This is a genomic window from Candidatus Binataceae bacterium, assembly GCA_035294265.1.
Lineage (GTDB): Bacteria > Desulfobacterota > Binatia > Binatales > Binataceae > DATGLK01.
In genome coordinates this window covers 19,116-40,821 of sequence record DATGLK010000010.1, presented here as the reverse complement: position 1 = coordinate 40,821, position 21,706 = coordinate 19,116, and the positions used below count along the sequence as shown (strand labels likewise).

Here is a 21,706-nt window from a genome sequence, read left to right as displayed (position 1 = left end):
CCCGATTATTCCAGGACCATCAGGACCTGTCCGGTTTCGACGGTTTGCCCGGCGGTTACTTTGATCGCGAGGATCCGACCGGCCCGTGGTGCCCGAATTTCATTCTCCATCTTCATTGCCTCGATCACCACCAAGCCCTGTTCGGCCTCGACCAGCTTTTGCGCAGTGACTAGAACTTCCACCACCCGACCGGGCATCATAGCTTTGATTTCCAGCGCTCCGCCCGCCTGGGCCTGGCGCGGAGCGGCGGCACGGGCCGCGCCGAGATCGAGCCGCAACGTCTGTCCCGCGATCTGAATTTCGAAGCTGTCGTCATGGGCAGTCAGGTCCGCAAGCAGCGAACGGCCATCAAGCAGGATGGAAAAGCACCCGGGGAAAAGCTCTTGCAATTCGAGCTCGTAAGCAACGCCGTTGAGTTCCACGCGCCAGTTGTCAGGTGCCGTTTCATGCGCGCTGAATTCAAACACTTCGCCATTTACCGAACCGCTGCGTTTCATTTCCTCGCCTAACGGCGCTGAAGCCATTGCAGCCGGCTTAGAGTCTTCCAGGCCGAGCCCGTCTCCGCTCGTGCGCCGGGCCCGCTGTGGGCGCGGCGCCTGGTAGCTAAAGCGGCCGCCAGCGCTGCCGCCAGCAAGGGCGGTTCCACCGGCTCGGTTGGCTGCGGATGGTACTCGTCGTGGACGAAGCCGACGTCGTAATCGCCGGCCAAGAAGCGGGGATGGTCCATCAGCCAGCGATGGAATTCCAGATTGGTGTGCAAGCTGCCGCCGATCTCGTACTCGCCCAGTGCCCGGCGCATTCGGCTGAGCGCCTGGGCTCGATCGCTGCCCCACACCGCCAGTTTGGCGATCATTGGATCGTAATAGGTAGAGACTTCGCCGCCCTCGCGCACGCCGCAATCGTTGCGTACACCGGGGCCTTCGGGCAGGCGCAAGCGCGTGATTCTGCCTGGAGCTGGGGCGAAGTCATGGCGTGCGTCCTCGGCGTAGATGCGGCATTCCAGCCCCCATCCCGATTGTCTCAGCTCCTCCTGGCGAAAGGGCAGCGGCAGCCCGGCGGCAACCTCTATCTGTGCGCGCACCAAATCGGTGCCGGTTACCAGCTCGGTGATCGGATGCTCGACCTGGATTCGAGTATTCATCTCCAGAAAATAAAAATTGCGCTGGCTATCGAGCAGAAATTCGATAGTTCCGGCTCCCGTGTAATTGACCGCCTGGGCCGCCTTGACCGCAATCGCGCCCATCGCGGCACGCAAGGCGGGCGTCATTACCGGCGAAGGACTTTCCTCCACCACCTTCTGGTTGCGGCGTTGAATAGAGCATTCGCGTTCGAACAGATGGACGGTGCGGCCGGTTTGATCGGCAAAGATCTGGAACTCGATATGATGGGGTTGACGAATGAAGCGTTCAACGTAAAAGCGGGCGTCGCCGAAAGCTGAGCGTGCCTCGCCCATGACCGCGCGGATCGCGGGGCCGAGGTCCTTTTCCTCCTCCACCAGGCGCATCCCTTTGCCCCCGCCGCCGCCGGCCGCCTTGAGCATGATCGGCAGCCCGATTTCCTTGATAGTGGCCCGGACTGCTGCTTCGTCGGCCACCAGCCCCGGCGAACCAGGGACCACCGGCACGCCGGCAGCCGCCATCAGACGGCGCGCCGCGACCTTGTCGCCCATTTGCTCGATCGCTTCGGGCGAGGGGCCGATAAAGACCAGCCCAGCTTCGTTTACGGCACGGGCAAAGCGCGCGTTCTCCGACAAAAAGCCGTAGCCGGGATGAATCGCCTGCACCCCGACGCGCCGGGCCGCTTCAATCAGACGTGACGTATTCAAATAACTCTCGGCGGCCGGCGCAGGGCCGATGGGCAGCGCCAGGTCGGCGGCCAGAACGTGCGCGGCGGTCCGGTCGGGTTCGGAAAAAACCGCCACGCTCTCGATTCCCAGATCGCGGCAAGCTCGCATCACGCGTAGGGCTATCTCGCCACGATTGGCGATTAGGATGCGTTTGAACATGGCGGCGAGGGTCTTGCAGGCGTCACAATGGAATATTGCCGTGCTTGCGCGGCGGGTTGTGCTGGCGCTTGTTTTCCAGCGCGCGCAGCGAAGCAATCAGTCGCGGGCGGGTATCGCGCGGACGCAGTACTTCGTCCACGTAGCCCAACTCGGCGGCCTTGAAAGGATTGGCGAAGGCACGCCGGTATTCCTCGGTCAGGCGGGCGCGCTCGGCGACTTCATCGGAAGCCTGCTTGAGCTGGTCGCGAAATATGATGTTGATCGCCCCCTCGGGTCCCATTACTGCGATTTCCGCGCTGGGATAGGCGAAGTTGAAATCGCCGCGCAGATGCTTGGAGGACATCACGTCGTAGGCGCCGCCGTAAGCCTTGCGTGTGATGACCGTGACCTTGGGTACGGTGGCCTCGCAATAGGCGTACAACAGTTTGGCGCCATGCTTGATAATTCCGCCGAATTCCTGCGCGGTACCCGGCAGGAATCCCGGCACATCGACAAAGGTGACCAGCGGAATATTGAAGCAATCGCAAAAACGCACGAAGCGAGCAGCTTTCACCGAGGCGTCGATATCCAGGCAACCGGCCAAAACCGCCGGTTGATTGGCGACCACACCCACCGAGTAACCGCCTAAGTGGGCAAAGCCAATTAAGATATTCTGCGCATAGCGCGACTGAAGTTCGAAGAATTCACCTTGGTCGACCACCCGGCGGATAATGTCGCGCATGTCGTAGGGCTTGGTCGGGTTTTCGGGCACGAGCGTGTCCAATTCGGGGTCACGACGTTGCGGGTCGTCGCCGCTGGCGCGTGCCGGTGGATCTTCCAGGTTGTTGGGTGGCATGAAGCCAAGTAAACGGCGGATAGCTAGCAGGGCCGAGCGATCGTCGGGTTGCTGCAAATGGCAGACCCCCGAGCGCAGCGCATGGGTGTCGGCGCCGCCGAGCTGTTCCATCGTAACCTCTTCGTGAGTGGTGGCTCGGATCACGTCGGGACCGGTGATGAACATGTAGGAGCTATGTTCCACCATCACTACGAAGTCGGTCATCGCCGGCGAATAGACCGCGCCGCCAGCGCACGGCCCCATGATTGCCGAAATTTGCGGCACCACTCCGGAGGCCATCACATTGCGCAAGAAGATATCGGCGTAACCGGCCAGCGAGACCACGCCCTCGTGAATGCGGGCGCCGGCGGAATCGTTGAGTCCAATGATCGGGCAGCCCACGCTGGTGGCCAAATCCATGACTTTACAAATCTTTTCGGCAAACGCGCCCGACAGACTGCCACCAAAGACGGTGAAATCCTGGGAGAAGACGCACACTTGGCGGCCGTCGATGCGACCATAGCCGGTGACTACGCCGTCGCCGGGGATGCGTCGCTGATCCATCCCGAAATCGCTAGCGCGATGGGTTTTAAACTTGTCCAACTCGACAAAGGATTCGGCATCCAGCAGTACCTCGACTCGTTCGCGCGCGCTCAGCCGTCCACCCGCGCGCTGGCGCTCCAGCCGGGCCGCGCCGCCGCCGGCCTCGGCCTGGCGCTCCAATTCTTCCATCCGCTGCAAATTTTCTTTAGCACCCATCGCAAGTTGTCATCCAAGCAAGGCGCGTGCCCGCTGTCAAAGCAAGACCACTAGCGAGGGAGCCGCGCCTTTCCGAAAGCTGGAAAATTAAGGTACAGTTCAAACCATGCCCCTGAAAAGCACCTACGACGCCGTCAAGCAGGCGATCCAAGACCTGTTCGCCCCGAACTTGAACGGATCAAGGGCGATATAACCGCAGTCAGGGGCGAGATCGGTGGAGTCAAGAGCGAGATCACTGCACTGGATACTAAAATCGGTGCGCTGGACATGAAGATTGGCGCAGTCGACACCAAAGTCGAGTCGCTGCGCGTTGAAATGCAGGCTGGGACGCGGTCGTTTGACGAACGTCTCGACGGGCTGCGTCGCGAAATGCGCGCGGGCTTTGGCTCAGTTGATGATCGGATCGAGACGCTCAAGGAGCGCGCCTCGGAAACCACGCGGCGCATTGACCAAACCCTGGATATCCGCGAACGGCTAGCCGCGCTCGAAGCCGCTGTTCGGCTTGGCCAACAGTCCTGATTTGGTTCCGCTTGCCTAACGCCGAGGGGGCGGAGCCTATTTCAGCAAAATCTTGTATGCCGGATAGGCCTGGTAGCCGGGGGCCCCGGCAAGTCCCGGCACCACGCTCGTGGGTGGCGCGGGAGTATCCTCATAGCCGGTGAACAGAAACGCCCCGTGAGTTAGACGGGCGTAAGCGACGGCGGGATCGGTGAAGTAGTAACGATCGAAATGGCGCACTGGAGCGAACAGCTCCGGGCTCTGATCGCGGGCCTGCTGTTGAAAGCGAGCGGGCGGGTAGGCGGTAAAAAACAAGACATAAATATAGGGCTGATTGATCCGGTCGCTTATCACTATCGGCCCGCTGGGGTGAGCCCGCACGATCCATTGCACCGCCGGTCCGAGCCCGTATTGGAATTGGTAGGCAGCCAGGGCTGGATAGAAGGTGAAATAAAAACTAACGAAGCGCACCGCCTGGACCATCGCAATTAGCAAAACCAGCAGCGCAGATAGAGCGCGCAGCCCGGCCCCCACCCCGCGATAATCGAAGAGGAAAACCATCCCCACGGCTGACAGCAGCATTAACGGCGTGACCATTAGAATCAGGTGCTGGGGATGGAAGCGAGGCAAAATCAACGCTCCCGGCAGAGCGCCCAGGAACAACCAACCCAACAGAAAAATCACCGGGCGCCGATAGCGCGCCTCGCTCAGCGCGCATAGCGTCAAACCCAGCATCACCGCCTGCGCAACCAGGAGCTGGCCGAAGCCGGGCGGATGGAGTTCGACCCAAGGGCTGCCGCGCAGGAAGAGAAAGCGAGGGTCAAAGCTCAGCGCCCATGAGTGGACGATGATGAGCGCGACGTGAGCCAAGTCTTGATGCAGCACCGCGCCAGGCGCCATCGAATGATAACGCGCCATGGTCAGTGTGGGATGGCGCCACAGTACAAGTGCCTGCGGGACAGCACTGAGCAGGGTCAGCGCGGCCGCGCCCAGCGCCCAGCGGCGCATCGCCGCGAGTTGGCGCCAGTAGATTAGAGCGATCCATACCATCATCAATGGCACGAAGGCCTTGGTGATCGCGTAGGAATAGAGCGCGGCGCCCAGGAAGAGGCCCGCCATCAGCAGCCAGCGGCCGCGCTGGCGGCGAACGGCGAGCAACAGACAGGCCATCGCGAGGGTGACAGTAGCGCTGGCGGTAATAGCTTCGTGTCCCATCCGGCTCAGCGGCAGATGCCAGGGCGAAAAAGCCATTAGGGCAGTGGCGATGAGTGCGCCGCGCAGCCCGACGAGTAGCCCCGCCAGCAGCGCCAGCGCGAACAGATCGGCGCATCCCCACAGCGCCGCGCCCACGCGCACCACGGCCGGGTGCAGGCCCGCGATCGCCACCGGAACGATCAGCGAATAATCGAACAGCGGCATGCGGTAATCATTGAAAGCCTGGATCAGCACGGGAAAGCGGTTGCCATGCTGATCGCGCCCAGTGCGCAGCAGACACAGGGCATCGTAGCCGTTGCAGGCCTCGTCCTGGTTGAAGCCCGCCGGCACCTCAGCCAGACGGCTGGTGCGCAGCACAACGCCGGCCACCAGGATTAGGCCCAGCAGCAAAAGCGCACTGACGGTGGCGACCACTCCCGCCAGCCCGGTTGAAGTCATCCGTGTGGCCAACGGTTCGAGTTGTTCCAAACCGTGCGCCGAGCGGAGCGAGCTGTCGTGCGCCTGGCTCATCGGAATTGGTCAGTCCGCGGCACTGGGCGTGAAGTTGACAAATCGCAACCGGTCGCCCGCGGCAATTCCATGGCGGGCGCAAAAGCCGCCGTTGACCTCCAGTACATAGAGCGCGTTGCCCTGCACGCTAAGCGAACGGTCCGACATCGGGGTGGCGTTGGCGACGATTCCGAGGATCCGGCGGTCGGCGCCCACGAACAGCATATCGAGCGGGATTAGAGTGTTGTGCATCCAAAAGGCCTGCGGGGCGGGCTGTGCGAACACAAACAGCATCCCGCGGTCAGCACCCAAATGCTTGCGGAACATCAGTCCCACCTCGCGTTGGGTCCGGGTGCGCGCGATCTCCACCACGAGGGTGGCCAGTGGTTGGCCAGTGGGAGAGACGATCGCCACCGCCGGCTGCTTGGAATCGCATCCCGGTCCCATTACCGGCATCAACGCCAGCAAGGGGAGCAGGGCCAAGAGGGAGCGCCAGCGCAGATAGCGGCGCGGATCGGTATGAGGATTGAGCATCGGGTCATTTTAGCCAGCCGCCGAGCCGATTCCAGTTCTGTGCCGTAGCGGTTGACAGCCGAGGCGGCGTTGTGAGTATCTTCGGGCCGATTTTTTCACCTCCAATTTGAAGGCGGATATGGAGAAGAGCGCCCGGCGCGGCTGGATCGTGGTCATCGCTTTCCTGATGGTCAACGTCACGGTGATGGGCGCCGCGATCGGCACCATGGGGGTTTTCATCACTCCGCTGGTGCGTGAATTTCACTGGACCCGCGCCCAGGTTTCCCTAATCACCACGGCCTGGGCGATCGGGCTAGCGCTCTCCAACCCGATTGCAGGCTGGTCAGTAGAGCGGCTCAATGCGCGCTGGTTGGTGCCGGTGGGGGCGATGCTGACCGCGCTGGCGCTGTTCGTCGCCAGCCGAGTCCACAGCCTGGCGCCGCTGGTCGGCTTGTATGGAATAATCGGCCTGGGCTGCTCTTTCACTGGCCACGTCCCGCTGATCGTGTCGGCGGTCAACTGGTTCGAGGAGCAAAGCGCCACCGCCGTGGGCGTGGGCGAAATCGGCATCTCGCTAGGCATCGCCCTCAGCTCGCCGGCGGTGGCTTGGGTGGTCGTGCGTTGGGGATGGCGCGTGGGCATGCTGGCCACCGGGCTGCCGATGCTGGTGCTGGCCGTTCCCGTCGCCTTGCTCTTCATCCGCACCTCCCCTGACACCCACTCCAGCCGCGTCCAGCTTCACCAGGATCGAGTCGAGCTAGCGGGGCTAAATCTGGGCCCGGCGCTTAAGACCTGGCCCTTCTGGCTGCTGGTCGTGGGCAACGTCGCCTTTACCCTGGGCAACGGCGCGATGGTGGTGCATGCGATCCCATACCTGATTACGGTCCATTACTCGGCCCAACTGGCGGCCAATATCTTCGGTTTTCAAGCCGCTTTCTCGGCCCTGGGTCACGTCACAATGGGGTTTCTGGCCGACCGCTTTGGGGTCAAGCGGATGATGGTGGCAGGGTTTCTAGGGATGGCGCTGAGCGCTCTCTGCCTGGTCGGTGCGGGGCTGCCCCACCTCGGTCTACTCCCGGTTATCTGTTTCACGGTCCTGTTCGGTTTCGATCAGGGAGCCGATATGCTGGTGGCGCTGGTAGCCGCGCAGGCGCTGGGTCGGCGCCGCTTTGGTACCATCACCGGGTTGCTCTACTTTGCCAGCGCGGCGGGCCATTCCATGGGGCCGCTGGTGCTGGGCAAGGCCTTTGATGTGTCTGGCAACTATCGCGCCGGGCTGGAGCTCTGTTCGCTTATCATCGCGCTAGGCGCGTTAGCCGCGATGATGGTCTTTCCGGCTCGCGGTAGCGCCGATCAAGTGGTGTCTGCCGCCGCGGCGGGCTGAAACCATCAACTGTTGGGCAGCGCTGTCTTGCTGTTGATGGTGGACAGCAAAGAGTTTCCGCGCTGCACCTCGCGATCGATCGCCGCCAGTTCCGCTGGCGTCAGCAGATGCAAGATGCCTTCGTAGTTAAGCTGAGCATGCCCATCGCCCACGCTATAAGCATAAGTGTAGCAATGGGCCCGCATATGCTGGTGATCGATAAGCGTGAGCCGAGTTACTTCTTGCTGGCGGACTTCGGGTGTGCAGGAACGGCAGAGCGAATCAAGGCGAAATTCGATAGTCTTTGGGTCGATGACTTTGACCGCGGTTTTGACCACTGGCCATTGCGGATCGCCATAGACATTGGTTTTGAGAAAAACCACCCCATTGCGCTCGCCGAAGTAATAGCTCATTGCCACGTCGGAACTTTGTGCGTAACTCATCTGGCTGGTCGCGGCTTGAATCTGAACGTGACCGCCCCAACTACCGGCGAAGCCCTGATCAACCTTGGGGAGCAGAAAAAGGTCTGACATCGCTGGCCCAGCGGCGGCATTGGAGAGGTGAGGGCGCACCGAATGTGCGCCCTCAAGGATATTGGCATCGCGAGCGGCAGCGACCGCGGCGGTGCGCCGAGGCTGAAGCAATTGGCTCGCGATGATCGCGCCCAAGGCCAGCAGGCCGAAGAGCGCGACTCCCAGTAGCATCCCGCGCCGCAAGCGTGAGCTTGCGCGGGCGCCCCTGGCCGCACCGCAACGCTGGCAGATAGCCGAATCGGGGGATAAAGCAGCGCCACATTTGGTGCAAAACATAGCTTGACCTGAAGCGATAAGTGCGCGATTTCCCGCTAAGCTTATCACGCGTGTGCCCTCGGCTGAACCAGCGCGTCGTCAGCGGCGCGTTGGTTTGCTTCCCTCGCCTCGAGCCGTGATCTGGGCTACAGAATTTGCAGAGGGTGGTGTTATGGAAATCGGCCGACTCGGGGTCTGGTTCTTTCAGGATGCGCTGGATGCTGTACAGAGCCGAGATTTTGCGCGGCAAGTCGAGAAGCTCGGCTACTCGGCGCTTTGGATTCCCGAAGCGGTGGGGCGCGAACCGTTCGCGCACTGCGGCTATCTGCTGGCCAACACCCAACGGCTGATTGTAGCCACCGGTATCGCCAATATCTGGGCGCGCGATGCGATGACCATGAATGCCGGTGCCAGGACCCTGGCAGAGCTGTCGCAGGGCCGTTTCATCCTGGGTATTGGCGTCAGCCATCAGCACCTGTTGCGCGTGCGGGGGCTCGATTACAACAAGCCCTTCTCCTATATGAGCCAATACTTGACCCGGATGAAGAGCAGCCTCTATATGGCGGCTCAGCCCAAGGAAGAGCCACCAGTGCTGTTAGCCGCGCTCTTTCCGCGGATGTTGGGCTTGGCCGGCGCGCAAGCGCGCGGGGCCCATACCTATTTCGTTCCGCCTGAACACACCGCCAAGGCTCGTTCCATTCTGGGGCCTCAGGCTTGGCTATGCCCTGCCCAGGCGGTGATCCTGGAATCCGATGCCGCGCTGGCACGCGAGGGAGCGCGCAATTACATGAAAGTTTATCTGCGTGCTCCAAATTACGTTAACATGCTCAAGGATCTCGGCTTTGGCGACCAAGACTTCGCCAATGGCGGCAGCGATCGCTTGGTTGACGCCGTGGTGGCATGGGGCGATGAAAGCCGCATCCGCGCCCGCCTCGACGCTCACTACGCCCAAGGGGCCAATCACGTGTGCATCCTGCCCGTGCGGGCGGACAAAAGTCCCTTGCCCGATTTTCGCGCGCTCAGCGCCCTGGCGCCGGGCTGAGCGCAGTGGTCAAGCAAGCGCCAAGCGCGGGTTCGCCAACGAGAGCGCGCAGCGGGGCGTGGACTTCGCGCCTGCTGATAGCGGCTGGCGCTCTGGGCCTGGCCGCCTGTGCATCCCAGCAACAGCTGGCCCAGGCCCAGGCGCAAGCGGCGCGTGCCCAGGCCGCGGCTGCTCGGGCCGAGGCCGCCGCCGCGCAAGCGCAACAGGTGGCCGATCAGGCGACCGCGGCGGCGCAACGGGCCACGGTCGCGGCGCAGGCGGCGGCGCGAGCGATTGACGCCGACGCTGATCGGATCAATCGGCACCTGGGTTCCCAAGCGGCGTCGTCTCCCGCCACGCGTTAATTGCATACGACATTTCCGACACCGAGCCGTGGCGATCACCGGAGGTCGGTTGGTCAGCCCAGGGCGCCCCATGTCGCGTCTTTAAGGTACAAAAAGTTACTCTTTTCAATCTATCTATTTCGCCAACATCTAGCCTGTTCTATACTTTTTAATGTGATAATCTCTCATTTCTTACCAAGTAACGAAGCTTTACTATTACATGTGTACTTTGACGTCATCTTGTCTCAATTCATGTCTTGATGTGTAGCAAGCCGTCCGATTCTGACTCACCTTCCGATCGCCTATCCGTAAAACCCATTACATAGCTTGGCCTCTGATTTGGGCATGCAGCTTGCTGGCTGACGGCCGGGGTCTGCAATAGACCCGCGTTAACCGTTTTTCGCCTAACAGGCGTTCGCTCGATTGCCAGGTCTTTGGCTTGGTTCGCCCAACGCGCGGCTTCTCGGCGCGTTGGCAAATAGAAGCGGCGAGCGCACAGCCCGGCAAGCAGCCGGCCAGCGAGGAGCTCAGTGGTCAATGGTTTTTAAGCAGGTTTGGATACGGCATGTCGGGTTGGTGCTTGGCACCTTGGGGCTAGTTGCGCTGGTACAGGCGATTGCGCTCTGCGGTTCGGCCTGGGCCTCGGTCAGTCTGAGCACGCCTTCGGACGGCAACATCGTCAACGGAACGGTCACGATTACCGCCCAACCCAGCGCCTCGGTAGCCTGGGTCGACGTATATATCGACGGGAACTACCTTACCTCATCTCCACCGTTCAATTTCTCTTGGAACTCAAATAATGTGCCCAACGGCAATCATACGATTTCTATCCAGGCCTATAACAATGCCAATCAGGGCGACGGTTACGCCGCGGTTACTGTGCAAGTAGCCAATGGCCAAACCACCGGCGGGTCGGTGGCAATCAGCACACCCTCGCCAGGAGCTACGGTCTCGGGGGCGGTTCCGGTCAATGTCCAAGTAGGTAGTAACGTGGACTGGGTTGATGTATACATAGACGGTAGCTACTGGACCTCATCGCCACCCTACGATTTTAGTTGGGATTCCACTTCAGTCCCTGACGGCAACCATACGATTTCGGTAAGTGGCTTTGACTCCAGTGATGCGCCGGTGGGCGAAGCGTCCACCAACGTGTCGGTCAACAACAGTAACCCTTCGCCCACGGCATTATCGCAGAACTCCTCCTCCGTGGTGTCGATTACCGCTCCCTCCTCTGGCGCTTCGGTTTCCGGCTCGGTGGGTATCGACGTGTCGGCGGCGAGCAATGTGGAATGGGTGGATGTGTATGTCGATGGCAACTACCTGGCGTCCTCGCCGCCCTTCAGTTTCAACTGGAATGCCAGCGGAGCGACCAACGGCCAGCATACCATTTCGGTGACGGCTTTTAACTCCAGCTCTCAGGTGATGGCTCAGAGTTCGATCCCAGTGACGGTTACGGGCGGTAGCGGAAATGTCGGCACCAGCTCCGCATCGAGCGCTCAAGCGGGGGGTTCGGGCGCGTCCTCGGGCGGCCCCTCTTATTTGGCCACTCTGGGTACGCTGCCTCCCGGCTCGTCGCTTCCCAGTGGCAGTCAATGTGCGAGCATGATTTCGTACTCGTCTTGGGAGCCGCGCCCGGGCAATGCCAGTTACAATCAGACCACGCCGCCGGGCTGGTGGCTGCAAAACTACGATGCGATAGTCGCTTCGGGTGAGGGTGGCGCACCTGGCTCCTATTTGCAGCGGGTAACCGGAAACTTTACCGGGACGACTGATGAGATTCTGCAATGGGGTGCCTGCAAGTGGGGATTTGACGCCAACGTGGTGCGCTCGATTGCAGTCAATGAAAGTTATTGGCATCAAAGCGCCGACGGTGACAACGGTATCAGTTTGGGAATCATGCAAATTAAAGATACTACGAACAACTATCCTTCGACAGTGCCTTACTCAGCACAATCAACTGCATTCAACATCGATTATAAGTTGGCTCAGCAGCGTGCATGTTTTGACGGTCAAATGTCATATTTGGATAGTGGAAGTTATCCGCAGACCGGCAGGACTAACTATATGCTCTGGGGATGCGTGGGGCAGTGGTATAGCGGCGGATGGTATGACAGCGGCGCCCAAAGCTATATTTCGCAAGTCCAACAGATCCTGAACGACCAGACTTGGGCCCAGTCAGGCTTCTAAGCTGAGAGACGGGGAGCGCAGTTAAAGCCGGGCTGTGTTCCCCGTTCGTTTTAGGCCGGCGAGCGCGTTACAAGAAATCATTGTAAACCCAATCGCTCGCTCAATTACGACCGTTTCTGGTTCCTCGCCGATCTTCAACGACAGTCCCGAATGGTGCGCCAGGTCTAGGCTTTAAGCCCCGGTCGCCAGTTTGAGTAATTGGCTCCACAGGGTGGTGCGCCGGCCGACGAGGTGATTGGATGGCTGCGATTGCGGCGACTACGGCTCTGCTTGGCTTGTTGGGATATTTGCTTTTTCCTTCTTCCGCTGTGATCGCGGTGGGGGCAGTAGTGGGTGGGGTGGTTCTGATTAAAACCATCGCTTGCACGACCCGTCACCCTCACTGGGTATTACTTCCGCTGGTGATTATCGAGGCGTTGACCGCCAGCACTGTGGTCGGCGAACAGCAACAGGCGCTGGGCGCGCTCATCCGCTATCCCTTGGTAGCGCTGTTTTGCCTCCCGCTACTGCCGCGGGTATGGCGCTCGAGGCTCCTGTGGCAGGGGGGCTTTCGGGATTACAGCCTCTACCTGCTGTGGGCCGTGCTCAGCGCCGCTTATTCGCTCTTGCCCGAGGTGTCCTTGGGCCGCGCGTTGTCTTCGTGGCTGCCATTTTGCGCCGTCTGCGCGATCGTTGAATCCATAGACGACCCGGTTCAGGCCCGCCGGGCGATCGGGGTGCTGATGCTGGGCTGCGGCCTGGTGATACTGGTCAACTTTATCGTGCTGGCTTTTTTTCCGGCCGGCATTTCCTGGCTGTACGATCCGACTACCGGCATCGAACGGTTCGAAGGGATCTTTAGCCAGCCCAACGAGATTGGGGCCTTGATGCTGACCACGCTGGCCGCGGGCTTCGCCTGTTGGCCAACCCTGCGAGGCTGGGCGCGGCCGGCTGGTGCGGTCGCGATGGTAGGTTCGGTGGTACTGGCCGCGATGGCCGATTCACGCGGGGCGCTTATTGCCGTTGCGCTCGGGGGGGCCTCGTACCTGGTCTGGCGCTACCGCATCAAGGCCGTGCTGGGGTTGGGAGTGATGGGATTGGGCCTGGCCTTGGCGGCGATGGAAGTTCCCTCCTCGCTCAACTATGCCAATCGCGGTCTAGGGACCTTCACCGGGCGCAATGTGGCCTGGAGCTACGCCCTCAAGAGCATCGGAGAACATCCGTTGATGGGCTACGGCTACGAGGTTGACGGTCAAATTTTTGCACAGCCCGATTTTCAAAGCTGGGATATGGTCTGGGGCGAGGGAGCCTACAGCTCCATCCACGACGGTTATCTCTCGCGTGCAGTCGGGCTGGGTCTGCCGGCACTGCTGTTTTGGCTGTTTTTCATGTGGCGACCAGCGCTCAATTGTTTTTACCCAAGCCGCGATCCCTGGCAGCTTCGCGCTCTCGTCTTGGTCGGCTTCTTGCCCCTGATGCTCTTCAACCTGACTGAATCAGTGCCCGACTGCCGATATTTCGAGGGCGTTCTATTGACCCTGGTGTGGGCCGTGATGGAGTTGCAGCGCCTGCGGGTCAAGAACGCGGCGCAACCTGCGACTGAGGCGCCACCGTCGTGCGCCGGAGCGGTGTGGCAGGCGGTGCGCGGTTGAGGGGCGCGGTTTAGGGCGAGATCGGAGGCTTTGCCAGCCGCGCCCGCAAACGGCGGCGAAGCTGGATCGCGCGACCTACCCAGGCGTAGCCGCCAACGGCCTTTAAGTGGAACTCCAGCCGCCAATTGTCGGGGTCCACACGGACTCGACCGCTGAGGAATTCGGCGGGCTCGCGCATCGCCGCTTGCGGCAACCCGCTGAACGCTCGCCGATAGCCGGCCTGACGGCATAGCTCCAACGAGGGCCCATCGCACTCACCGAAGGGAAAGGCAAATAGATCCACCGGCGCGCCACTGCAGGCCTCCAGCGGCGGCCGTGCGAGAGCCAGTTCGCGCCAGGCTTCGGCGTGGCTGAGGCCAGGTATCAGGCGGTGCGAGAGGGTATGGCAGCCGATGGTGACCATTGGGCCGCTCAAGGCGGCGACTTCGGCGCCAGACAGTAGACGGTCGCCTTCGCAGTCCGGCACCGGCGGGGCAGAGTCGCCCAGGTGGCCGGCAATCACGAAAATGGTAACCGGGATAGCGCGGGACAGGGCTTCGGGCAAAGCGTTTTGCGCAAAACTCAGCCAACCGTCATCGGCCGTTACCGCCACCCAGCGCCCGCTTGCCAAGGGGCCGGTGTGACCGGCTGGGATGGGCTTGCACCAGTGGCGCAAATGCTCCATTTGCCAGGCAAAGCGCGCGCGCTCGTCGGCCTTGACTTGATGATAGTAAATGACGGTGACCCGAGCTGGGGGCCGGCGTCCCAGGCAGCGCAGGCCCGCGTCGCGCAGCTCCAGCGCACACCAGTATAGGCCGGCGGCCAGGAGCTTGATGATCCGGTTCAGGCGCCTTGCCGGAGGCATCCGCGCGCGCTCCCTTTCAGGCCGTGGGCGGTTGCGCACAGGCCGCGCAACGCACGCTTACGAATTCGCAGCGTAAGCGGTCCAGGGCCACAGTCAGCACCGCGAGGCCGGTTTCGCTGACGTTGGCACCCAGCGCTTGGAGAACCGCGCGCGCCGCCTGATTACGTTGGGTGGCGCGGAAATTCAACCGCAGGCAAGTTGCTCCACTTGCGTTATGATGAGTCAGCAGATGTCCGAAGAAGGCCTGCTCCACCATTCGGCCCTGCACCCGGCAGGAAAGCATGAAGTCGATTACTTCAAGCTGCGTGACCGAACGAACTACGCAAAAACCAACCGTTCCATAGCCGCCGTAGCGATCCGAACAACGCAAGACGTACTTATCCAGCCGCTCATCCGCCAGCACCTGGGCCAGTTCTTCGCGGCTATATTTGTGGCCTGAGAAGTTAAGCTGATTGGTGCGCTGTGCCAGCTCGGCGACCCGTTGCGCATCGTCAGGATGGTAGGTGCTCAGCTCCAGCACCATCGCGCAACTGGCCAGAAAGCCCAGGTAGTCCCCGCCGAAAGCCTGCAGGTCCTGCTCGCGTTCGATTTGTTGCTGGTAGAGGCGCCGCCGTTGGCGGGCTTCAGCGGTGGTGCTGCCGGCAAAACGCGGGTCGCTGAGTAAGGTGGCGATACGGTCGGCGCCCAGGACGAGCACGGTAGGCAAGGCTCGGGCGACTTCAGCCAGCTCAAAAGGGTTGTCGTCGATAAAGGCGAAGCTGTCCAGGCCCAGATTGAGCGCCTCGGCGATCGCCTTGAGCTTAAGGCTTTTGGGCTGCCAATCGATTTGCGGATAGAGGAAGTAGTCGACCACCCCCAGCTCGGTCAATTGTTTGACTGCGGCGGCGTGGTCGTTTTTGCTGGCGATGCTATGCAAGATCCCACGCCGGTCCAATTCTTCCAGCAGTTCGCGCATCCCGGCGCGCAGGCAGACCTGGTCGCCCTCGACCAAAATGCCCTCCCACATGGTGTTGTCCAGATCCCACACCACGCATTTGATAGCCCCGCCCGCACCCGGGCGCGGTGTGTTCCAGCGCACCAAGTCGGCGCTCAGGAAAACCAGCTGGGCCTCTTCGTCGCCCTCGGGTTGCAGGGAGATGAGAAAGGGCAGTGCACCCTCCAGCAGCGGCCGAAGCTGGGCCGCATCGATTTCGTGGCGCGAGTAGCCCGGAGGCAAGGTGCAGGTTCTGATAATCGGGGCGCAGCTGGCGCTGCTCGCGGCCGTTCCTCCAGGCAAAATCCGGAAGACTATCTGCAGTGCCACCGGCTGCTCGCCAGGATTATAGACTTCCAGCAAAAAGGCGTCAGGCATGTTGCCGCGCTGGTGGCGGTCAAGTTGGCGCAGCAGCTTGCTGACGGCGGTATAGGTCAATTGCGCATGCCGCCAATCGCCCGACCAGCGATAGAGTAGGCGAGCCAGCCGGTTGCTCAGCGGCGTGCCGCGCTCAATCATCCGCTCCCAGCGCATGACGGCGGTGGCTGGACGCAGGACGGAAGTGCCGAGCGCTTCCAATTTGCCCCATTTCTTGAAGCTCACCTCCACCCCATAACCACGCAGGCAAGGAAAGGCCGGATTCTTCAACGCGCCGTACTTAAAGCGGCGGCAGCGTCGGTCGGGGCGGGGTTGGTAGAGGTCGCAGCTGGCGTAGCATTGGGGCGCGGCACACTCCACGCAGTGTTCGGCCCACCCAAGCAACGCCATCGCGCCGATATCTCGGGCGGGCTGATAGCTGGTGCGCGGTTGTAGCGCAGGCCCCCGGCGTAGCGAGGGTTCGTACTGATCCAGCTCGAACATGGTAGCCGATGCCTCCTGACCCGAGTTATTGGCCCACGGCCAGCTCTCCCAGCAATTCCAAAGCGATTTCTTCCAACGAGCGGGGGCGCAGCCCCTTGCTGGCGGCGAACATTAAGACCTTGTCGAAGCGCTCCTGGGTGCCGTGATCGCGTAGACGGCTGAAATGGCGCAGGCCGAAATCGCCAGGATGGGCGGCGGCGATAATTGGCAGGTCCAGGGCCCCCAGGGCCAGCAAGCGGTCGTAGCTCAGAGTAGCCAGAGCGTGGCGGCGCAAAACCGGAAACCAACCCGCGTAGAGGCTCTGAAACGGGTCGGAATAACGCAAAAAGGGCGGCAGATGAGCTTCCTCCGCGCCGCGGTTATCCAGGCTTTCGACGCTGGCGATAAATCCCGCGCGCTTGAGACTGCGCATGGTCTCGGGGGTGGCCCGCTCGTAGGGAAAAATCATGACCGGCTGGAAGCGCACGCCGAAGCGCCGGCAGATGCTCTCGACCCGGCGCCGGCCCTGCGCCAGGGCTGCTTCGGGGCGGCTTAGGCGGCGATGATCGACATGCTGATGGAAGCCATGCCAGACGAAGCCGGCGCCAAAGGCCTTGAGAATTTGCACGTAGCCGCGGCTGGGATGGTACTGGCTGGGTGTCCAGGCAAAATCCACATGCACATCGGGGCACAACCCCGCCATGTGCATCAGCCAACTGCGCAGCGCCGTCTCGCGCCCGTACTCGAAGCTGCGCGGCCGATCGTCGAGCACCAGATCGTAGGCGGGAGGAGCAGGCGCGGGCAAGCTGGCCCGACGGGCGGCGATCAGGGCACCAGCATCGGCGCAGCGGCTGCGGGGCTCGCTCAAGCGATGTAAAATGGGCACTTGCACGGTGGTGGCCGGCGGCTCTTCGGCCTGCAGGTCGCAGATCACGACGCCTTGGCCCACGCGCTGCGCAAATACCAGCGGCCACTCGCCGCCGTGAGTTGCGCAGGCAACCAGCAACGGACGCACCGCGCTGCCCAAGCCGCTGGCGTAGGGTAGTTTCGGGGTGCATTCTACCGTCTCGCCCATCAACACCGCTGGCACTAGAGCGTCGTGGGTGAAGCGGCAGGCCGACGTGAGGACCTCATCGCCTAGGCTAAAGCGCAGGTCGATCAAAGGTGCCAAGCTGAAATTGCCGGCCGCAAAGGGGCCACGCAGGTAGAGCACGGCTCCCTCGGTGACCAGTTGTTTGAGCTGAGCGGCCTGGTTCGGCCCCAACCGTGCAAAGTCGCCTGCCGTCGCGCCGATGAGACGAACGTGCGCTCCAAGCGCCGGCTGATGCGCCAATTCGGCATAGCGATTGCCCAAGCCGCGCAGCCGCGCATAGCGGCCGGCGCTGGTCAGCATCGATCCTGACCGAGGCAACCGGCTAGGGCTGGGCGTGCTCATCTATCTGCGCTCGCTGGCGCTAATTCCTTTGCGCGCAGTTGGTTGGAGTCCAAGATCGCCTGGAATAGGGCGCTGGGGCGAAGTTGCTGAAGAAGCTTGAGATTGGGAATCACGCAATGGCCGCCGATGAACCCGGGGAAGTAGCGGCAGCGGGGTAGGAAATCAATTTCCTCGAAAAAGCTGGCAGCCTGATCATAATCGCCCTCCAATTGGGCAGCATAGCGATTGAGTTCTTGGGCGAAGGCAATCAGCACGCCGAAGTAGGAAGTCTCGGCCAGCTTGGCCAACTCCAGGGTTTGCGGTCGATCGATCTGGGTGGTCTGCATTCCGCTCTGGGCGAAGTGGGCTTGGGCGGCAGCGGCGGCGGTTGGCTCAGTGGCGGCGACAAATTTGCGATAGCGCAACAAGTCGGCCTCCATATGGGTGTGTTTGCCGCGGACCGGAGAGAACACCATCGGTTGCCGGCAGCGAGCAGCGAGCGCCGCGGTGGTGCCGGGTCGCACGGTACTGTTGATGATGGTCAGTTGGGGCTGAAACCGCTCCACATAGCTGGCCACGGCCGCCTCGAACGCGGGAGCGTGCACAAAGGGAAAACAGATGTGCATCACTGCGATCGGACGCGGGATCGGGCGCGGTTCCAAATCCAGACGCTCCACCCGCCAATGGTGTGCGAGGACGTTGGCCAGGGCGCCTCCAACCTCGCCCACCCCGACCACCAGGACTGTGGTTTGCATCGTGACTCAGGCCTCCTGCTCGGGAAGTAAGGAATCGATCGCACGGTAATAACGCTCGCGTTGCGTGCGCCCCAACTCGCGCACGATTTCATAAGCATTGCGCGCCAGCGTCGCGCGCAATGCGGGGTCGTGGTAAAGCCGGCTCAGCGAGCGCGCCAGCGCCGTCGGATCGTCGGGTTGGAAATAAGCAATGGCGGCTGGGTCGAAATAATGCTCGATGGTACGCAGGCGGGCGCTGACCACCGGAATACCCAGCATCGCGTACTCCAACAGTTTGACCGGCAGCATCAGGTGGGTGGCACCGCTGGGATGGTTGGGCACCAGCCCCACCGCCGCCTCGCGCAAGAGCGCGGGCAGCCGCTCGATCGGCACCGGATCGTGAAAGGTGACGCGGGAGGTCAGGCCCATCGCCACCACCAACTCGTTGGCGTGTGCCAGATAATCGCCGGTCCCGATCACGCGCAAGTGCAGCCGCGGCAATTGCTCCGCCACCAGGCTTATCGCCTTGAAGGCGACCTCCAGTCCCAAGCGTTCGGTCAGCGTGCCGTGGCAGACTACGGTGAAGCGTCGTTGATCATCGTCCTGGACGAATCGCAAGCTCTCGGCTTGCCATTGGAACAGGTTGGGGTCGGGCACGTTCATCACGGTGCGGATCTTGTGGGCCGCCACTCCGGCCCGCTCCAAGCGACGCTGATGGGGTTCGTGTACCGCCAGCACCCGATCGGCCAGCAGCGCGCTGGCGCGTTCTTCCAGCAGCAGCAGGCGAGCTCCGATATAGCCGCGTCGGCCGGGGAATTTGTCCTGATACAGCTCGGGCATCGTGTCGTGCACGTCGAGCACAACTGCGCTGCCCAGCAGCTTGGGTAGCAGCGCGCACAAGACCGCGGCGTCGGGCATCGTGCACACCATCACCACGTCGTAGCGCTGGGCCAGGGTGCGGCGCGTGGCCAAGGTCGCGGCGCGGGTGAAGAAGCGGAGATAGCTGGTGATGTAATTCAGGCGGCTGGCGCCACGGTAGCGTGGGATGCGGATTCCGATCACGTTGACCTTGCTGGCGATAACCGGCGGGGTAGTAGCTAGGCAAATAACGTCCACTTCATCGCCGCGCTCGGCCAGCGCTTCGGCGTGGCGCTTGACCCGTCCGTCGTGAATATAGGTGGTGTAGGCTATTATCAGGGCTCGCCTCATAGACCGTTGTTCCGCCCGTTGTCGGCAGCCTCCCGCAGGGTCACCACGCGGGCCGCGGCCGCGCCTTCCCCGCTGATATATGCCTTGCCTTTGTCGATAGTCAGTTGCATCTGCGCGCGTTGGCGCCACCAGCGCGCTACTTCCGAAGGTAAGGCGCGCCAAGCGTGCTCCAAATCGGCTAGCTGTTTGAGCAATTCCTCGTAGATTTTCAAATAGGGAGCGGCGCCGCAGTAATCGGGGTGAATCAAGCTTAGAATCATGCCGCCGCGTTGGGCTATCCAGCGCGCCTTGGCTATCCAGATTGGCAGAGGGTCGCGATGGAGCAGATGAATCAGGGTGTGATCCTGGGGCAGGGTGTAGGGCAATTCCACCAACGAGCCGAGAAAAAAGGGAAACAGACTGCAGGTGCCGCCGGGCTGCGGCTCGTACGGGTCGGTATCGGCGAAGGAGCAGTCGTAATCGAAGTCCATAAGCTTGATCCATTCCGCCCGACGCAAGGTGGAGGGCGAGCGGAAGCCGCGCAAATCATGGGCCCGTGCGCTTTGCTGCAGCCGGGCGCTCAGGGTGCGAAAATCCTCATAGCTGCGGAACAGCCGACCGTCGTGGCTCAAGCCATGCGCGCCGAATTCGAAGCCGCGTTGGCGCAGGCGGGCGATTCGCTCCCAATCCAGCGGATATTGAGCCAGCGGCAGGTTCCAGGCCGAGCGAAAACCGTAGCGTTCTTCGACCTCGGCCATCCGTTCCATTCGCTCGAAGCCCAGCAAACTTTCCACGTCGTGGGTGAGCACTACCGCGCAGCGCAGACCCTGCGGCCACAGCCCGATATGCCACAGCTCCTGACCGGGGGCGGCGATTTGGCGCAGCCAACTCAGGCGCAACTCCAGCAAGGCGCTCTCCCACGGCCAGGCCGGGAAAGAGACGCGCCGGCGCGCTTTGATTACCAGGTAATTGACCCGATGGCGCAGCCAGGGCGGAATGGCCTGCTTGAGAGCATAGTAGGCTTCCATACCGCTGGGTGGTCGGCGCCCGCGCTCGGGTAAATAACGCTCCAGCAGATACCATTCGGCCAGCACTGCCGAAGCGCGGACGCTAATCTCGCAGCGCTCACGCCAAGGCTCGGGCGGCTTCCAGAACGAAAAGGCATCGTTGCCAAACTGCGCGTCTCCTCCCGAGTCGAGCTGGACTGCGGCCGGCGCTGCTTCTAACGCCATAGACTTGTCCTCAGCAACAAGCGGCGATGTTGTTGGTGGCGGATAAAGCGCACCAGTTGTGGTTCAGCCAGCCGCGGCCGCCGCCTCAGGCAGGAGGCCCAGTAGCTGGCTAGCATGAGAAGCGGTGTCGCCAGCGGCGGATTGGCGGTGAGTTGACGCAGCGCGCGCGCCATCATGAATAGAGGTGAGTAGCCTGCGTTATAAGCCGCCACCCCCTGTGCCAGCCGCAAGCGCGCAAAGCCGCGTGCCCCCCCGCAGGGGCGATGATGGCGGGCCTGGACGTGAAGAAAGGTACGGGTGGTAAAGCCTTTCATCCAGGCCCGCGCTTCGTCCACCGTATCCCAGCCCAGGCCCGCTTCCAGGCCGCCGATCGCCTCGAAGCAGCGGCGCGAATAGAACTTGGTGGCGCCGCGGGTATGGAAGGCCGGACCGCCGACCGCATGCCATTGTCCGCCGCGCCATTCCAACAGGCTGGCGCCGGCTATCCCAAGACGCGGATCGCGCGCGAATTCAGCCAGCAGCAAGGCGGCGAAGTCGGGCGCGAAGCTTAAATCGGCGTCCAGCCGCAGCAACCAGTCGTAGCCCTGCCACAACGGTTTAGGCAGAGCCTGCATGATGACTGATTCGCCGCCCGGTGCACGGCCTTCCTGGCGCGCAAGATGAACGGGTTCGATGAAGGAATAGCGGCGCGCGGCCTGGTCGATTATCTCGCCGGTGGCGTCGCGCGAGCTGTCGTCGATGATGATCCAGCGCTGCGGACGGATCTGCTGCGCGACCATGCATTCAACGAGCTGCCCGAGCAGGGCGGCTTCGTCGCGGGCTGGAGTGATGGCCAGATATGGCGGTGAGCTCAT

The 21,706-nt window shown here is 62.1% G+C and carries 19 protein-coding genes; 6 read left to right on the top strand and 13 right to left on the bottom strand.

Annotated features, from left to right (window positions below; genetic code table 11):
- Positions 1-5 precede the first annotated feature (5 nt).
- From VKV28_01250 to VKV28_01240, 3 genes are read right to left on the bottom strand one after another with little or no spacing between them, the layout of a single operon-like run.
- Positions 6-497 carry a biotin/lipoyl-containing protein gene (locus tag VKV28_01250; GenBank protein HLH75407.1) on the bottom strand — a complete coding sequence of 164 codons (492 nt, stop codon included), beginning with the start codon at positions 495-497 and terminating at the stop codon, positions 6-8.
- 8 nt (positions 498-505) lie between these two features.
- On the bottom strand, positions 506-2,005 hold the full coding sequence (locus tag VKV28_01245; GenBank protein ID HLH75406.1) for an acetyl-CoA carboxylase biotin carboxylase subunit: 1,500 nt from the start codon (positions 2,003-2,005) through the stop codon (positions 506-508).
- A gap of 22 nt (positions 2,006-2,027) precedes the next feature.
- Positions 2,028-3,578, bottom strand: coding sequence for an acyl-CoA carboxylase subunit beta (locus VKV28_01240; GenBank protein ID HLH75405.1), 1,551 nt, complete (start codon positions 3,576-3,578; stop codon positions 2,028-2,030).
- Positions 3,579-3,845: 267 nt separating this feature from the next.
- On the opposite strand from VKV28_01240, the gene VKV28_01235 reads away from it, so the two are divergent.
- Positions 3,846-4,097, top strand: coding sequence for a hypothetical protein (locus VKV28_01235; GenBank protein HLH75404.1), 252 nt, complete (start codon positions 3,846-3,848; stop codon positions 4,095-4,097).
- Positions 4,098-4,133: 36 nt separating this feature from the next.
- On the opposite strand, the gene VKV28_01230 is transcribed toward VKV28_01235, so the two are convergent.
- Both VKV28_01230 and VKV28_01225 read right to left on the bottom strand, forming a co-directional pair.
- Positions 4,134-5,801 carry a glycosyltransferase family 39 protein gene (locus VKV28_01230; protein HLH75403.1) on the bottom strand — a complete coding sequence of 556 codons (1,668 nt, stop codon included), beginning with the start codon at positions 5,799-5,801 and terminating at the stop codon, positions 4,134-4,136.
- Between the two features lie 9 nt (positions 5,802-5,810).
- Complete coding sequence (locus VKV28_01225; protein HLH75402.1) at positions 5,811-6,314, bottom strand: DUF192 domain-containing protein; 504 nt, start codon at positions 6,312-6,314, stop codon at positions 5,811-5,813.
- Positions 6,315-6,432: 118 nt separating this feature from the next.
- On the opposite strand from VKV28_01225, the gene VKV28_01220 reads away from it, so the two are divergent.
- Positions 6,433-7,677, top strand: coding sequence for an MFS transporter (locus tag VKV28_01220; GenBank protein HLH75401.1), 1,245 nt, complete (start codon positions 6,433-6,435; stop codon positions 7,675-7,677).
- Positions 7,678-7,682: 5 nt separating this feature from the next.
- On the opposite strand, the gene VKV28_01215 is transcribed toward VKV28_01220, so the two are convergent.
- Entirely contained in the window at positions 7,683-8,360 is a 678-nt protein-coding gene (locus VKV28_01215) for a hypothetical protein (GenBank protein HLH75400.1), read from the bottom strand.
- Positions 8,361-8,616: 256 nt separating this feature from the next.
- On the opposite strand from VKV28_01215, the gene VKV28_01210 reads away from it, so the two are divergent.
- The 4 genes from VKV28_01210 to VKV28_01195 all read left to right on the top strand — a co-directional run bounded on the left by VKV28_01210 (position 8,617) and on the right by VKV28_01195 (position 13,627).
- Entirely contained in the window at positions 8,617-9,486 is an 870-nt protein-coding gene (locus VKV28_01210; GenBank protein HLH75399.1) for a TIGR03620 family F420-dependent LLM class oxidoreductase, read from the top strand.
- Between the two features lie 5 nt (positions 9,487-9,491).
- Positions 9,492-9,830, top strand: a complete 339-nt coding sequence (locus VKV28_01205; GenBank protein HLH75398.1) for a hypothetical protein — start codon at positions 9,492-9,494, stop codon at positions 9,828-9,830.
- Between the two features lie 516 nt (positions 9,831-10,346).
- A complete protein-coding gene (locus VKV28_01200; GenBank protein ID HLH75397.1) occupies positions 10,347-11,996 on the top strand; it encodes an Ig-like domain-containing protein in 1,650 nt (549 codons plus the stop codon).
- A 239-nt stretch (positions 11,997-12,235) separates the two neighbouring features.
- A complete protein-coding gene (locus tag VKV28_01195) occupies positions 12,236-13,627 on the top strand; it encodes an O-antigen ligase family protein (protein ID HLH75396.1) in 1,392 nt (463 codons plus the stop codon).
- A gap of 10 nt (positions 13,628-13,637) precedes the next feature.
- Here the strand turns inward: VKV28_01195 and VKV28_01190 are convergent, their stop codons facing one another.
- From VKV28_01190 to VKV28_01160, 7 genes are read right to left on the bottom strand one after another with little or no spacing between them, the layout of a single operon-like run.
- Positions 13,638-14,471: a polysaccharide deacetylase family protein gene (locus tag VKV28_01190; GenBank protein HLH75395.1), complete on the bottom strand. Its 834-nt coding sequence runs from the start codon at positions 14,469-14,471 to the stop codon at positions 13,638-13,640.
- A 16-nt stretch (positions 14,472-14,487) separates the two neighbouring features.
- A complete protein-coding gene (locus tag VKV28_01185; GenBank protein ID HLH75394.1) occupies positions 14,488-16,305 on the bottom strand; it encodes an HAD-IIIC family phosphatase in 1,818 nt (605 codons plus the stop codon).
- 25 nt (positions 16,306-16,330) lie between these two features.
- Positions 16,331-17,677: a hypothetical protein gene (locus tag VKV28_01180; GenBank protein HLH75393.1), complete on the bottom strand. Its 1,347-nt coding sequence runs from the start codon at positions 17,675-17,677 to the stop codon at positions 16,331-16,333.
- A 38-nt stretch (positions 17,678-17,715) separates the two neighbouring features.
- Positions 17,716-18,453: a hypothetical protein gene (locus VKV28_01175; protein HLH75392.1), complete on the bottom strand. Its 738-nt coding sequence runs from the start codon at positions 18,451-18,453 to the stop codon at positions 17,716-17,718.
- Positions 18,454-18,459: 6 nt separating this feature from the next.
- Positions 18,460-19,641: a glycosyltransferase family 4 protein gene (locus VKV28_01170; GenBank protein HLH75391.1), complete on the bottom strand. Its 1,182-nt coding sequence runs from the start codon at positions 19,639-19,641 to the stop codon at positions 18,460-18,462.
- Positions 19,638-20,852 carry a hypothetical protein gene (locus tag VKV28_01165; GenBank protein HLH75390.1) on the bottom strand — a complete coding sequence of 405 codons (1,215 nt, stop codon included), beginning with the start codon at positions 20,850-20,852 and terminating at the stop codon, positions 19,638-19,640. The genes VKV28_01170 and VKV28_01165 overlap by 4 nt, the downstream gene beginning before the upstream one ends.
- Complete coding sequence (locus VKV28_01160) at positions 20,843-21,706, bottom strand: glycosyltransferase family A protein (protein ID HLH75389.1); 864 nt, start codon at positions 21,704-21,706, stop codon at positions 20,843-20,845. Before VKV28_01160 ends, VKV28_01165 begins: the two co-directional genes overlap by 10 nt.